This is a genomic window from Paraglaciecola psychrophila 170, assembly GCF_000347635.1.
Lineage (GTDB): Bacteria > Pseudomonadota > Gammaproteobacteria > Enterobacterales > Alteromonadaceae > Paraglaciecola > Paraglaciecola psychrophila.
The window spans coordinates 2,287,999-2,302,423 of record NC_020514.1 but is presented as its reverse complement, the minus strand read 5'-3'; the positions used below and the strand labels follow the sequence as shown (position 1 = coordinate 2,302,423).

Genomic DNA, 14,425 nt, shown 5'->3' with positions numbered 1-14,425 from the left:
GTGCGCCATAACCTGTTTATTTTGTTATTAATGATTTTTATCGTGGGCTGTGACAACAGCCACACGCTGCAAAAACATTTACAAGAATACCAACAGCGTATGGCTAGCGTTTTGAATCTAGAAAACCAAGACAAGCTGACCATTAGTCTAGCGCCCTACCCGCCTCTTAGAGAGCTAAAACAGGACATTCCGGCCACTACAATCATGCTTTTCGAGTTTTATAAACTTCAACAGTGTGAGTTATATTCTCTTGTTGCCGAACGCAACACCTCCCTTGGCAATCTACAATTACCTTCAATTCGCTATATGTACGAAAGACAATTGCTCGACGCATTTCAACAATGTTTGATGGATACCACAGACACCAAGTTGCGAGAGAAATTAAAAATTTGGCAACAAACCAAGACACAGCAGCTACCGATGGTGTGGGCAGACTTAATTCAACTTAGCAGCGAATTAAAACAAGGATTCAGCGCAAACGTTGGATTAGTAGAAGGCAATCAAAAAGATGGCCTGAGCCAATCAAAATCCGCACTCAACTACCTGCTTCATATTGACCAAAACAAACAAATAAGCAGTTCAGAACTAGAACAACATTTGCAGTATTTGATGAACAATCCGTTACCCGCTAAATTATGGTTAAGCCAACTCACATTAACCAAACACTTAAATCAAGCGACTGAATGGCTTTTAGAACACGCTGTTAAACTTCAATGTTCCGGAAACGGTTCAAACAAAAAAGCGGAATATCTAAGTAATGTTTTTCAGCAATTTTTCATCGAAAAAATCCAACCTATTGCTAGCCAAATTAATCATTACCAATACCAACTAAATCCAATTTTTGAAGAGATACTGACACATCCCAATTTATCACCCAAGTTTAAACATTATATCAACGCGTCTAATCAACAAGGTTTTGAAAATTATCAAATTGCTATGCAACAACACATACAATTTTGGCAAGATTTCTTCAAACGTTGCAATATCAAGCCAGGTAAACGCTAATTCGTACAATTGCTGTGCAAACAAACGAATATAACTAAAAAAGGACTTGCAGATAAATAATCACATCGTTATTATACGCGCCGCTTAGAAGCTTAGTCTTTAAAGCGAATATCAATCAATACAACCGTAGCTCAGCTGGTTAGAGCACTACCTTGACATGGTAGGGGTCGGTGGTTCGAGTCCACTCGGTTGTACCAATTCTAAAGGCCTACAGGCCACCCCCCTAAAAACGTCCCTATCCGCACCCTATCCGTAACCTAATACAGTTGTCGAAAAACTATCAATCTATGACGTATGAAGGGTTAAGGTTAAGTTAAATAATTTGTATAATCGAGCGTTACCTATTTTAGGATTTCTTTGAATAGCTCTTGACCTGATCTATTAGTCCACATAGGTTTTGATTTGAATATGTAAGTCAGCAACGTTGCTATTGAACGTCTCTAATGTGCCAAAAGCAGAAGTTCGAACCATAGTATCTTGTTATGCCTTGCCTACTTCATCTTCAACTTCAACTTCAACTTTATCTTCCATTATATCTTTCACTTCAACTTCTATTTTATCGTTCATTTTATCTGTAGGTAAATTCTCATAAATTGAGAAATCAAAATCATGATCAAATTTCCCTTTGGCTTCCCTCAGTATTTTAAGTGAATCTTTCTTTCCTCTATTTCTCCAATAACATTGGGCGTTTTTATTGGTTCCTTCCAATAAAAATTTCAATGCGTCTTCATCATATTTTTCTAAATTTGGCTCTATATCTCGATCAAAATATATATCGGCTCTTTTAAAATCAAAGCTGTTAATAAAACATGCAATTCCAAAATTTCTATATTCTTCTTCAAGCTCGAACTCTTCAGTAACCTGTTTCAATTTTTTTAAATGCTCTGGATTAAGGAAGTTACCGTCGTCACCGAATTTTTTATAATAGTTATCACAAATCCATTTCGTTATTGCTTTTAAATGTTTTGCAGGTGATTCATACATGAAAAAAGCAATTCCAAAGTAAGAAAAATTTTCTTTCAGAACCTGTTTAATAAGTTCTGTCGCTGAATCATCTAGAGCCATGTAAACTTCATGCTCAACCGACATAAAATCAACTAATGATTTAAGAGCATCCTCTTCTTTAGAGATACTAGAATAGTATTTTGTCTCATGTTTTATTGCTTCAATTATTATTGCGCGGTCTTTTTGAAAAATTAACTTGAGCGCTCTCAAGTTAATACCTCTATTTTCTTTTGGTTTTTCTTCTTCTGACTTAAAGCAAAATTTCCAAAGACCTCTGAAAATTTTTATTTTTACATCGGTTGTTAGATTATTTAGAAACTTTGCATTAAGATAATTTGATAGGGTTATATCACGAGGAAAGAGATCTTTAATTCCCTCTAAATCTTCTACAATTGTAGTTAAAATTTTCTGTGTTAAAAATGGGGGTTTACTTAAAATAGTTTCAATACTATTTCTAATGTCACTTCTCACCATTTCTTCAGTTGGTTCGAATAATGTATCTTCATCATTAATTATAGGGTGTGCTGACAAGTTACGGTGATTTTGAATCATCATTATTTTGTGGTTTGAAGCAGTATCTAATAACTGTGTTCTTTCGAAAACTAACTTAACCAGCTCTTTTTCCCACTTTGAGGAATATGGCTCTTCTCTCTGTTTTATTTCTATTTCTGAAAGAATTTTTTCTGCGCTTTTGTCAGCGTATAACTCTTTTAACTCTTTTAGTTTAAAAATTATATCGCAAACTACAACAGACCAGAGCATTACAGTTGCAGAACGATAACAACCAGAAGCGTAAGACTTATAAACTTCATCAAAGTACTTCCTTGTTCGTCTATCATAGATTTTGTTCTTTTGAGCATCTAGTGAGAATACCTTAACGTCCATTTAATTTCCTATAGGTAAAAGTTTATTAGTGCGACCTTACAAGGTCGAGAACCTTATAAACCACATTACCTTGTATGGTTGAAAAGTCCAGAACACAAGATGAACGTTCTGGAGTTAATAGACTTTCATTCAGTCGTATGGCCGCTTTTCGCTCATTACTGTCGTACGGGTTAATATCCTGCCTGGCTCATCAGAGCTTAAACTTACCCTACAAACGAATAGAAGATTTTGGTTAGTATTACCCTGAATATGATAAATATTTCACAAAACCTCAATGACTGTTCCTGCAACAAGACCTAAATGACAAAAGTGGGAAACCACAACATGGTGTAGTTGGTTGGCCTAAGTGGATAGCCCTTATAAAAAATAGCATATATATTACCTGCGTCTGATTTCAAGTCAGAACTGCAAATGATTTATTTCAATAACTTACGCATGAAACGGGTAATATAAACCAACCAACTTTCGCGGGTTTCGGGGGTGTTTGGCCCCTGTATATTACCCGCTAACATTAGGTGAAGTAATAGACTAGTAAGCGCGCCAAAGCTTTAAACAGTGGGGCGAAGTCCTAGCACTTGTCAAAGGGTGTCTAAATAATCAATGTATGTTTGTGCGACTACTGCATAATCTTCTGTTGCTGCGTTAACTGCCGCCGCGCCTTGATGCCGTTTATCATATGTATTGGCAAGCAATGTATCGTATGCATCACTAGCTGCGACAATGTAATCAGCGGCATTGGTTGCGGTCATGCCTGAATGGGTTGCATAGCTATTAAGCATACCCGGTACATCAGCCGAATCTCTACCGGCTGCAATCCATGTGTTAACCTGAATAATTAATCGTTCGTATTCCATCACAAGTAAATTGCCCTGGCTTACTGCGCGGGTTCTTGCCCTGCCCGCTGCTTGATTAATCAAATCAACGCAAGCATTCCGAGACATGGATTTATATGTTTCTCTGTGGTTTTGTAGCGCAATTCCAGCCTGCAAAAGTTGGATTTCTAATTCACTAACACGTTTAGCTAATGTTTTACTTAATACTTTTTCATCTTCTGATTTCAGTATGAAATCGAAACCGTCATATTTATAAAGTTCATTTGAGTAAAACTTATCGCTGATAACTTCGCCTGTTTCGATTTGATTGCCAATCTCGTTTTCTGGACACGAAATATTTCTAATTGAGTTATCTTCTCGTAAAACTGTAAAATTTTTTATCATTGTGATGCTGCCTGTAACCAACCGCTGGCATGAAGATATCCACCATTTGCTGTTCCTGAAGGATTGTTTAATTTTCTGACTCTTACGCGGTATGCAGAAGTGCCGCCTGAACCTGAAAATGAAAAAGTTCCAGTTGGATTGTTTGAAAATCCGCTACTAGGAAATCTTGATGTTTTAATGTTACTACCTGAGCTTACGTTATAGAGTTTAACTTCAATTGCACAAGGAACATCATTAAAAGAACCGTCAAATGAAAAGGCTTCAACATCTACACTAGATGTGAAGTTGTAAGTTTCTGAAGCGCTAACATTGATATATAAAAAATTTTGCCAGCTTTGACTTCCTCCACTATAGTTATTACTGTCTGAATCACGATATACATAAGCGTCCGGTGAATCTGCTCCGGATGGTCCGGGTGGTCCGGCGGGTCCAGTTGGGCCAGTTGGGCCAGTGCTTCCAGTTGGGCCAGTTGGGCCAGTGCTTCCAGTTGACCCAGTTGACCCAGTTGACCCAGTTGAACCAGTTGAACCAGTTGAACCAGTATTTCCGGTGGCACCTTTAAACAATGACCAAAGATATTGAGAAGGGGTGTTTGATTCTGCCGAAGTCGTTTTATTTGGAGCAATACCGATATACGTTGTGCTTGCATTGGGTGTGTCAGTGAAACCCGAAGTGCCATTGGAGTTAGAAGCATATTTAACCCATATGTAAGTTGGTTGACCGTTTGGGCCAATCGGCCCTTGAACGCCCGTGTTCCCAGTTGGTCCAGTGCTTCCAGTTGACCCAGTTGAACCGGTTGAACCGGTTGGGCCTGTGCTTCCAGTTCTTCCAGTGGCACCTTGTATTAATGACCAAATATAATCAGCGTTATTTGTACTCTCTGTTGGTGTCGTTTTATTAGGCGCAAAACCAATGTAAGTTTTACCTGCTGGGTCATTTGACGATGTACCGCCATTTGACGCGGTGCCGTAACGGATCCAAGTGTAAGTAGCTTGCCCATTTGATCCAGTTGGACCTTGCACACCTTGTGGCCCTGCGCTTCCTGCTTCACCACTTGCACTGAATGTAATGTCTTCGAGTGATGTAATATCATAAAAGGAAGAATCGAAATGATATGGACCGCTTGGTATTGCTAAAGACGTGTAAAAAAGAACACCGTTCTTATAGTATTTAACTTTAAAACCGTTGTTTATAACGCTGAAAACATCACTGGCCGTAAATGTTCCGAACTCCCCTTTGCTAACACCAGATTCGTAAATAAATATTCGATTTAAAGATACAAAGAAAATTGCATAATCAATTGTTGTGTATGTTGTACTTGCGCCGGAATCATTTGATATTCCCGCCATAATACCACCCACTTCATTGGTGCCCGATCTAAACGAAGTGACTGGCGTTATATAACTTTCGTTAGATTCAGCGCCGCCGTTCCAAACACCACCGCTTGTAATTTTACTTATCCGACCCGGTTCAACAACTGTGTTACCTTTATTTCTTAAGGTAAATGTTCCAGCACCATATCTTTTATTCCAAACATAATCAGCTGGATTGGTTGATTCGGTTGCTGTCGTCTTGTTGTAAGCGTGGCCGATGTATTCTTTGTTATCAGGACTATTGCTTAAACCACTACCGACTGAATTATCACCGTACTTGATCCAAGTGTATGTGGTTACTCCATTGGTACCCGTATTACCTGGGATCCCTTGATCGCCTTGTATCCCAGCCTTAGCTTTTGATATTGTAAATATTTTGGTTAGTGTGGGGTAATTAGTGCGCGTGGCTGTAAATGTTACTGTGGCGGTGTCTGCGGTCATGTTGGTAACTGAATAGGTGCTACCAGTTAAGCTGCCAGTAACCCCCGCACTCGTACTAACGCCAATTGTATAATCCGACGTGTTGTTTACTGTACCGATTAAAATAATAAGGCTTGATGATGCGCCGGCATAGCTTCCACCTGTGCCGTCGGTGTTAGTTGACACAACATGAGATTCGTTGCTTAAACTGGCGGTTATCCCATCCCCTGCAGCCGCGCCACCTGATGGCTGAACATAGTAATCAAATATTGTGGGATCTGTAATAACTGGCGTAGGTGATGCTTTGCCGCCAACTATACCGAAATGTGTTTTGCCTGTTGGATCAAGTGATATTCCTCCACCAGCATTATTATCAGCATAGACGTACCAAATATAAGTTAGTTTTTCAATTCCGTTTACTAATACTAATTCCCATGAACCCGCGCCAATAGGTGTGATTAATCTGTACTCAATGGCATAAGTAACATCAGGGGTCACATCACTGATTGTTTTGGCTATATTTTTACCGCCGGCAATATTCGTTGCGTCTGCACTCGTTGACCATCTCCATTCATACATGAATGAGGTTGAATTGGGTAATGGTGGCTGAACGGTTATAAAGCCTGGTTTAGATGTAACTGTTGGCGCTGTGGTTGGTGTAGGTGGCGCAGTAACATTAAATGTAAAACTATAGTTGTCTGATTTTCTACTTAAGCCGCCAATTGCTTTGATGTTTACTGTATATGTGCCAATAGAAAAATTTGATACTTGGTATGTCTTACGGTTGATTAACTCAGTGATCAAGGTATTGCCGGTGCTGTCAGCAATAGTAATACTATGATCTAGCGTGGTAGAGTCCCAAGTCAATTGAACCTGAGTAAAATTATTATAAACGCCTGTTACAGTGACATTTAAAGGCGTTGCTGGCCTGCTATAAGCGAGGGTTGTATCTGGTATGTTTGGCTTGTCGCCTGTGTTGTTATCGTCGTAAATGTAGGGCTGATGCTCACGCACAACAAGTTCAACTTCTCCGGTGTGTAAATCTTCGCGGGTGCTTTCAATCCTAAACAATTTAGCAGACCAACCAGCCGCCAATCTAGTCACGGGTATAATGTCGCCAACTTCTAAAATTGAAGCTTCAGCACCGTATAAAATAGTGGTCCGTAATTGCTCGCGGCTTATTTCAAGTAACGTTTTCGTGTTGTGAAGTGCTTCATGATAATAGATACATGTGTCTAAGCTGTTGCTTTTTTCTAATACAACGCCGTTATCTTCTAATAAATATTGAGTTTCTAACGCACTCCCAACAGGTGGGTAAATTACTTCTTGTTTCGTCCATCCAGCATCGGGGTCCGTATATGTGGTTGTTACCCGGTTATATCGGTTTGATTTTGAACTGTTGGTGATTTTACCAAAAGAAATCAAGCCCGAATCTTCATCAGTGATGGGAAAATCAACAGCTGCTTGATTAATCTCAATGATGGGTTTTAACTTGCCATTTGAAATGGTCAGCAAACAACGCATTGCCCTGCATAGAGTGTTAACGTTATCGAGTACAGATGTACCAGTATCGAGTGAGACATTACTTGTAAACAATTTACGGTTTACGCCGCTGCCAGGATAAGTTTCAACCAGTGTGTCAGGTATTAAACGTTGAGATTGAAAGGCCGTCACATCAAGTCTATCAGTGCTAAGTCCTTTGCCATATATGGGGTTTTTAAGGTAATCATATAGCTGATGTATAGGGTTTTCAGACGCAGTAGCCGCGCCGCCAGAAGGTGAAGAAATTAAACGGCCTGTCCATTCTGCTTTATGATTTGGCTGGCCGCTCCATACTTCATCACCGCCCATTTCTGATCGGGTGTATGTACACATTTTGCCTTCACACGTATCATCTGTTCGCCAGCCTGCCGCGACTAGAAGCGGATCCGCATAAGACCCCATACCATTAGAGAAGTTATTAGCATAAAACCATTTTTTACTATTCGGCGCATTGAAGCGGCTTGATGTAGATAAATCATCATCAACATAGTTTGAAGTTACACCACCACACGCACCTTCGCCCCACACAATAACTTGATGGAATAAATCGTTTTTAATGTCGTCGTTATCAGCGTCATTGGTCGCTTGGAATATAATTTCACCAGTGCCATAGCCGCGCCCGTACTTAACAGGGATATAAGCATCTGTGCTGGCTTGTGAAACATCAATTCCAATTTCAGGGCGTGGGACTTCAGGAGCTAGCCAGCCAAAAAATGCAGTTATTGGGCTAAATAGTTTTTTTATCAATGACATTATGGTTGCACCAAGTCAAATTTACTGTAGTAATCGGTTGTTCCACCACCTGATCGCGTTGTTGACTCCTTCCCCCAGGGACTGGCTTTAGTTGCTCTCGCTGAATGCTCAAATGCGGTGTCTGTTGGGTAATGCCTTGATTGAGATTGATAGTTCGTTTTAATACCTGAATTTTTCTCAAAGTCTTTCCAAATTGACGAAACTTTTAAGGTCAATTCATACTCACCGTTTGTACTGATATCAAAATCAGATATAAGGCCGTCATACGCCACCTTAGAGAGTATTAGCGTGTTATCTGCATCGTAAACAAGAGAGGTAACAATAAGTGATTGATTCATCCAGTTTTGGGACTGTATAAGGCCAAAAAACACCGAGTCTGTGCCATCGATCACAATATTTGTATCTTCGGTTTTGGGTGTGCCGGTTAATTCAATTTCACCCACATCTTTTAGATAAGAAGGTTGATAAGTGTAGCCACCAAAAAGAACGGGTAAATCATCGTTAGTAATAAAATAAAAAACGTTGCCTAGTTTTAATCTGCAGACAAGGATCCGCTTATGCCGCGTTTTTAATGCTTCCCGCTGTGATATTGTTACGCTGATCATTAACCTTGTTCCAAAAGTCTAATATTAAAGACAACAAATTTGCCTTTTGATGCTAAAACTTCCATTGAATAATACTCATCAAGACAACATTGAAATGAAACCGCGTTCCCATATTTGAAAGCCCCGGCCGCTGCTGTATCTGCGTAAAGTTCAGGTGTGACCGTTGCGGTTAAATTACCAGTTGCGCCAGCGTTTGCTGTGTTCACAATACGGTGTACTTTTTGACTAGTTGAATGCTGTACAAAATCACCGGCCACCACTGCGCCTGATTGGTTGTTGCTAAAGCCGTTAATCTGTACTGTTTTACTTTCTTTCGCGTCAATTGCCAGCGTGGTTAATCCTGTGCGGGTGGCTAGTTCGGGCAACGGGTTAGGCACTTCAATAATCTCTAAACTGCCCTTTAACGAGTCCAAATACGCCGCAACGCCCATAGCTTCCGCATAAGGTAAAGGCGGTGTTGTAATGTCTATTTGCCAGAATGCGCGGTTTGGCCCCTCTATACGTGCGCGGTTATACTTGTTTTTTGCAGTCGTGCGAACGTCCACAACTTGCGTGATCTCTATCTTTGAATATTCGCTAATTCTAAAGGTCATAAAGTGCCTACATTGGATCGTTAATTGCGGATTGGATCATGCGCATAAGGGGCTTTTTGATTGATTCTAATTCGTCGATAATGTCACCAGGGCGGCGGCTGTTTATCATTGGTGAGAAGTTAAACATCAAAGATTGGCCGGCTGGACTTCCTGATTTTTTATGATCAATGATAGTTTCGTCGGGGTGGATCATGGCAAGCCGTCCACCTCTGCCATCTAACCCACCAGATCTAGGCCCGTCAGGAATATACCCGCCACCCTCAAACGATCCCGCCAAAGCTAAGCCCTCTGACAATCCGACTGTTGCGGTTATTCCTGCGCTTGCTGGTGCGGCATTTGCACCAAAGCTGGCAAGTGATGCCATCGCCGCCGCTGGTGCCCATGCCGTAGCGACTGCCAAAGCGGTAGGAATAGCCGTGGCAACTTCTACCGCCTTACCTGTTGTTGATATGGTTTTTTCAATTGCGAATAAGGCGAGTTTTTTCACGCCAATTTCAACTAAGCCAGCAATTAATGAATGTACAGCCCCTCTGGCGATTTCCTGCGCGGCATCACCAAGATTTTTCTGTTCCATTATGGCTGTTGCGGTGCTTTGCCCTATACCTTCTGCAAACCGGTCAAATGTGCCGCCCCATAAAGCGTCGAAGTTTTCTGTTGTTGATAAAATTTGACCTTGAAGACTTTCCCAAAACGTGTCTGATGTTTCAATTAGGGTTTCAAATGCGGTAAAGCCGTTTTCTTCAAACCCTTTCCAGTAATCATCTTGAAATGTTTCACCACCGCCAGCAAACAACTCGTTTACCCCGGCTGATTCTTTATTAAAATCTAATTGTGATTGAAACGCATTCCATACGCCGTCAGCGTAACCTTTAGCGGCCTCTTGCCCAACGCCACCGGCTGAACCTGAAAGGCTACTGAAAGAATCGCCTAATATTTCATTTAAAAGATCATCTGGCCTAACTATGCCGGTACCCTCAAAAATCATATCGAGAGTAACTTTGTATTCTTTATCAAAAGCGATCTGATCTTCTAGTTTTCTTAATTTCGCCTCTGTTTCAACAATTGCATCATTTACTGAAGCAAGTAAGTTTTCAGAATTTGGGCCGCTTGCACCTAATAGTGTTTCTCTTTTTTCAATTAAACTTTCAAGTAAGTTACCTAAAGAATCTAGCGTTTCAATGCCAATTACTGATTGCTGTATTGCTTGGCCTATGCCAATTATTGATTGACTAAAAGAATTTGACGCGCCGGTTGCCTCGTCCAGTTTACCGATTGCCACTGTTAACGATGTACCTAATACAGTTAAGGCTTGGCTAGCTGTTGGAACTGCCGTGGCAAATTCATCAGCAATGGCATTACTACTGCCTTTTATTGCGTCAATTACAATTTCTGAGGTTAATACCCCATCTTTGGCCATGTTTCGCAACTCACCGCGAGTAACGCCCAAAGCATCGGTTAATGCTTCAAGTAATCTTGGGGCTTGCTCTGATATGGAATTGAATTCTTGACCACGCAAAACGCCACTTGCCAAGGCTTGTGTTAACTGAGTAATTGAAGCTGTTGCTTCTGTTACGGTGGCGCCTGATATTGCAAAACTTTGGTTTATCGCTTTGGTTATATCAAGTAGTTCGACTTGAGTTAAGTTAGCTTCTTCCGTTGCCCTTTGAAGTCTTGCGTATAATGAAACGGTTGTTTCAAGCTCTGATCTGGTTTCCACTGACAAAGATAAAAGCTTACCCCGAACGTCGATCAGGTCTTCCTCTGATTTTGTCACAAGACGCAATTTGTTGTTTATGTTGGTCCATTCGTCAGCCGCTTCACGCAACTTATTTAAACCAAATGCAGCGGCTAGACCTGCCGCCAGCTTTGTGGTGCTTGATAAGCTGCTTTTCAAACTTGCAAAAGCGCCTGCGGTGCCGTCTTTGCCGCGAATAAAAAATGTATAATCATTTGCCATTGTTTATTTGCCGCTCTATTGTCTGCATTAACTTAATGTATTTATCAGGCTGCTCTAAAACGCCGCCCGATAAGGCTAGTATTTTTTGTTTATAAAACCCGTACAGCCTGATCGCTTCCTGTGACTCATGTGTCACCATTGGCAAGAGGCAAGTTTTAGATTTAAGGTTTATTTGTGGGATTTCCCATTTCGGGAAAGGGGCGGGGTTTGACTCATCACAATGCTTACCCCATTCGCATTTATCGCAGTTAAAGCGCGCTGAATTTAGATTGACTTCAACTGCAATTATGAGTTTTTTCTTTCTTCTTCCAGCAATGAAGCTTTACTAAAGATAAATTTACCCAGTTCGGCATGATGTAAAGATGATATTTTTGATATGTCCGTATCAATCAAACCGTATTTTAAGCAAAGCATGATCCCTTTAAAGTTAAGCCCCACGCCGCCCTCAACCATTTTGGCCCCGTCAGCATAGACTTCTGTTAACTGCAGCGAGTTCAAAGCTTTAACCGTATAAGTTTTTGGATCTTCCTTGCCTTTCTGATCCGACGGTGTAAATGTTTCGTTACCTAGTGATTTCATAAATGGCCTATGTAAAACTTATTGAAAATTCATCATCTGTGGTTTGCTCATGGCAACCAAACGGCAATGTTTCGACTCGTATTTGGTCACGCTCACCCTGGGACATATCGCGCAAAGCAATGTTTGCGTCTAACTGCCACCGATTACCGGCAACCGAACCAATTACGCCAGTAGTAAGCGCCATTTCTGTTCCTGCTTTCCATATAGCTTCAAAGTCTTTCGTTGCTACCAGTACCGCTTCGGGGTCAATGGATCCATTTGGATCACGTTGTGAAATTCGCACATCACCAAAGCCATTGGCATTCCTGACATTGCCTGGGGTTGAAATGGTGTTGGTAAAGTTAAGTGAAAGGCTGTTAATAACTGCGTTAAAAGTACCTACTGAGAAAGCAACGCCGATAAACGGAACAGGCACAGTGCTGTCATAACTAAGCACAGGGAAATTCGCATCAACTAGGCCGCCATCTTGACCGGTGAACTCAAAATCAACCATTCCCAAGCCACCAGCTTCAGCGTTGATAGTAGCGGTACCCATACAGCCTAAAATTTTGCGTAACCGACCATCTTGATAATAATAAATTGTGCAAGGCTCATGACCAGTTGAAACGGGCCCATAAGTTACTGATGTTGAGGCAACAATAATTTCACCCATACCACAAGCTCTAAGCGCTTGGCCTAGTTCGGGGGCTGTTCCTGCTGCGCCCGAGCCTTTTATTTCAGCTTTGAATGTAATTTTTTTCAATGTGCCTGCAAAAATCTTTTTCTCTGTCGAGATACTTGGCTTGATCAAAGGGCGGTCAATCATTTTCAAACCTTCGTTTGAAATATTCACCTCTGAAATTAAGATCGCATCTGCCGAAGGACTAGGCACTGCATCCGTTCCCTGAGTAGTTTCAATTTTTAAGGCTATAGCCTCGCGGGTGATTAACATTATTTAGCCTCTTCTTTGATTTTTTCCGTGGGTAAAGGAATTGTTTTAGTGCCACCAGTTTTTGGTTTGATCGTCTTTTTCATTTTATTCATTTTATTCAGCCCATAAAAAAACCCGCTGAATTAGCGGGTTTGTAAGTAAATTTATTTATTGGTTAGTTGGCGGTTAACCCTGTGTTGACCTCTGAGTCAGATTGGTTATAAGTCCAATTCTTAACAATGCCGGTTTCTTGGTCGATGGTAATAATTAACATTGTTGTTTGAGTATCTGCTCCACCGGCAAATAACCCAACAATGGGTATAAACGTGCTAGCCTTAAATTGTGAGGCAACGTGCATATAAGACAGAGTTTTAAGCCCCTCGCCTCCCAAGCCCATACTGGTAGGTGGCCCCATTTGTCTAACAACTTCTGCCTCTGTTGTTACGCCCTTTTCAATTGAAGTGGCATAATTTCGGTCAATCTTGCTGCCGTATGATGTACACCCAAAAAGAATAAAAGTTAATAATAATGCTAGTATCTTTTCCATTTTACTATCCCTAATAATTTTATTCAGCATAGCCCTTTTAATTACTCGGGTCTACTACGCCTGATCGGTAACTAATACGCCATGATAAGCGGGTTGCCCCTGCGTACTGCTCGCCGTCACCGTTGTAATCTGGCTCTGATTGTCCTAGCGGGGTTATCTGAGTAACGAACCCGAGCCCTAAGTTATAATCAACCATTAATTTTTTGTGAACTGCCAGCCTTATAGCTAAGGTTTTTTCATCTAAGTCTTGCGCGGTGGTGATCACATAAATATCAGTGTTAACAGTTAAACTTGAATCAATGAATGTTGCATTTTGATTTTCTGGCTCGTCAGACCCCATTCTAACCGCTACCGCTGGCAATTCGTCGGGAACGTCAGTTCTGTTTTTCATTACTTCTAAAACAATACCTTCGCCAATTAAAACGTTTAACCGGGTGTTTATTTCGTTGATAATCAATTGGGCTTTATGCACGTTTTAACTCGATTTCTATTAATTGATCTGAAGTTTCGGGTATGCTTTTTAATGAATAGGCGGTATTCCCAACAATAACAGGGTCGCCCTTCCTGACCTTAGATGATTCAATAGCAGTTATTGTAATAGAAACAATGCGCTGAAAGCCTGCATCAGTTTCAAATTCTTCATCTCTGAAGATCGCTTCAAATTTAAGCCCGCGGATATAAACGAATTGGCCAAGATTATCTATGGTATCTATTGCCGCGCGCTTCAAAACATCATTAAATGACTGCATGATTAACTAAGCTCTTTAGCCGATATTAATCCAGAATTTTTTAACTCTTCAGCTAAAGATTTACTTACCATTTGCACACCTGGCTTTAATGGTTCTGCACCCGGCTCAACTTGAATTGATTTAAGTAAGGTAACTGATACCAGACCACTATTTGCAACATTTAATTCTTCAGCCGGAGTGATAAGTTCTTTTTCAGCCGGAGTTATAAGTTCTTCTTCAATCGGAGTTATAAGTTCTTTTTTTGCTCTTGACATGATGGTTCCTTAAAAGAAATAAGGGGCATGC

Annotated in this window: 13 protein-coding genes and 1 tRNA gene; 2 read left to right on the top strand and 12 right to left on the bottom strand. The window is 40.8% G+C overall.

The window, feature by feature from the left end; genetic code table 11:
- Nucleotides 1-1,005, top strand: coding sequence for a DUF3080 domain-containing protein (locus C427_RS10040; RefSeq protein WP_007636447.1), 1,005 nt, complete (start codon nucleotides 1-3; stop codon nucleotides 1,003-1,005).
- 120 nt (nucleotides 1,006-1,125) lie between these two features.
- Nucleotides 1,126-1,202, top strand: a tRNA-Val gene (locus tag C427_RS10035).
- Nucleotides 1,203-1,485: 283 nt separating this feature from the next.
- Here the strand turns inward: C427_RS10035 and C427_RS10030 are convergent.
- The 12 genes from C427_RS10030 to C427_RS09975 all read right to left on the bottom strand — a co-directional run bounded on the left by C427_RS10030 (nucleotide 1,486) and on the right by C427_RS09975 (nucleotide 14,394).
- Complete coding sequence (locus C427_RS10030; protein WP_007636449.1) at nucleotides 1,486-2,895, bottom strand: hypothetical protein; 1,410 nt, start codon at nucleotides 2,893-2,895, stop codon at nucleotides 1,486-1,488.
- A 578-nt stretch (nucleotides 2,896-3,473) separates the two neighbouring features.
- Nucleotides 3,474-4,112 carry a hypothetical protein gene (locus C427_RS10025; RefSeq protein ID WP_007636450.1) on the bottom strand — a complete coding sequence of 213 codons (639 nt, stop codon included), beginning with the start codon at nucleotides 4,110-4,112 and terminating at the stop codon, nucleotides 3,474-3,476.
- The gene (locus C427_RS10020) at nucleotides 4,109-8,200 is read right to left on the bottom strand and encodes a phage tail protein (protein WP_007636452.1); all 4,092 of its coding nucleotides are present in this window, start codon (nucleotides 8,198-8,200) and stop codon (nucleotides 4,109-4,111) included. Before C427_RS10020 ends, C427_RS10025 begins: the two co-directional genes overlap by 4 nt.
- On the bottom strand, nucleotides 8,200-8,805 hold the full coding sequence (locus C427_RS10015) for a hypothetical protein (RefSeq protein WP_007636454.1): 606 nt from the start codon (nucleotides 8,803-8,805) through the stop codon (nucleotides 8,200-8,202). The genes C427_RS10020 and C427_RS10015 overlap by 1 nt, the downstream gene beginning before the upstream one ends.
- The gene (locus tag C427_RS10010; RefSeq protein ID WP_007636456.1) at nucleotides 8,805-9,398 is read right to left on the bottom strand and encodes a hypothetical protein; all 594 of its coding nucleotides are present in this window, start codon (nucleotides 9,396-9,398) and stop codon (nucleotides 8,805-8,807) included. Before C427_RS10010 ends, C427_RS10015 begins: the two co-directional genes overlap by 1 nt.
- 7 nt (nucleotides 9,399-9,405) lie before the next feature.
- Nucleotides 9,406-11,355, bottom strand: a complete 1,950-nt coding sequence (locus C427_RS10005) for a tape measure protein (RefSeq protein ID WP_007636458.1) — start codon at nucleotides 11,353-11,355, stop codon at nucleotides 9,406-9,408.
- A gap of 285 nt (nucleotides 11,356-11,640) precedes the next feature.
- A complete protein-coding gene (locus C427_RS10000; RefSeq protein ID WP_007636461.1) occupies nucleotides 11,641-11,934 on the bottom strand; it encodes a hypothetical protein in 294 nt (97 codons plus the stop codon).
- Nucleotides 11,935-11,941: 7 nt separating this feature from the next.
- Nucleotides 11,942-12,865: a phage tail tube protein gene (locus C427_RS09995; protein WP_007636463.1), complete on the bottom strand. Its 924-nt coding sequence runs from the start codon at nucleotides 12,863-12,865 to the stop codon at nucleotides 11,942-11,944.
- Between the two features lie 154 nt (nucleotides 12,866-13,019).
- The gene (locus C427_RS09990) at nucleotides 13,020-13,391 is read right to left on the bottom strand and encodes a hypothetical protein (protein ID WP_007636465.1); all 372 of its coding nucleotides are present in this window, start codon (nucleotides 13,389-13,391) and stop codon (nucleotides 13,020-13,022) included.
- A 37-nt stretch (nucleotides 13,392-13,428) separates the two neighbouring features.
- Complete coding sequence (locus tag C427_RS09985; RefSeq protein ID WP_007636466.1) at nucleotides 13,429-13,863, bottom strand: hypothetical protein; 435 nt, start codon at nucleotides 13,861-13,863, stop codon at nucleotides 13,429-13,431.
- The gene (locus C427_RS09980; RefSeq protein ID WP_007636467.1) at nucleotides 13,856-14,140 is read right to left on the bottom strand and encodes a hypothetical protein; all 285 of its coding nucleotides are present in this window, start codon (nucleotides 14,138-14,140) and stop codon (nucleotides 13,856-13,858) included. The genes C427_RS09985 and C427_RS09980 overlap by 8 nt, the downstream gene beginning before the upstream one ends.
- A 2-nt stretch (nucleotides 14,141-14,142) precedes the next feature.
- The gene (locus C427_RS09975) at nucleotides 14,143-14,394 is read right to left on the bottom strand and encodes a hypothetical protein (protein ID WP_007636468.1); all 252 of its coding nucleotides are present in this window, start codon (nucleotides 14,392-14,394) and stop codon (nucleotides 14,143-14,145) included.
- Nucleotides 14,395-14,425: the final 31 nt, after the last annotated feature.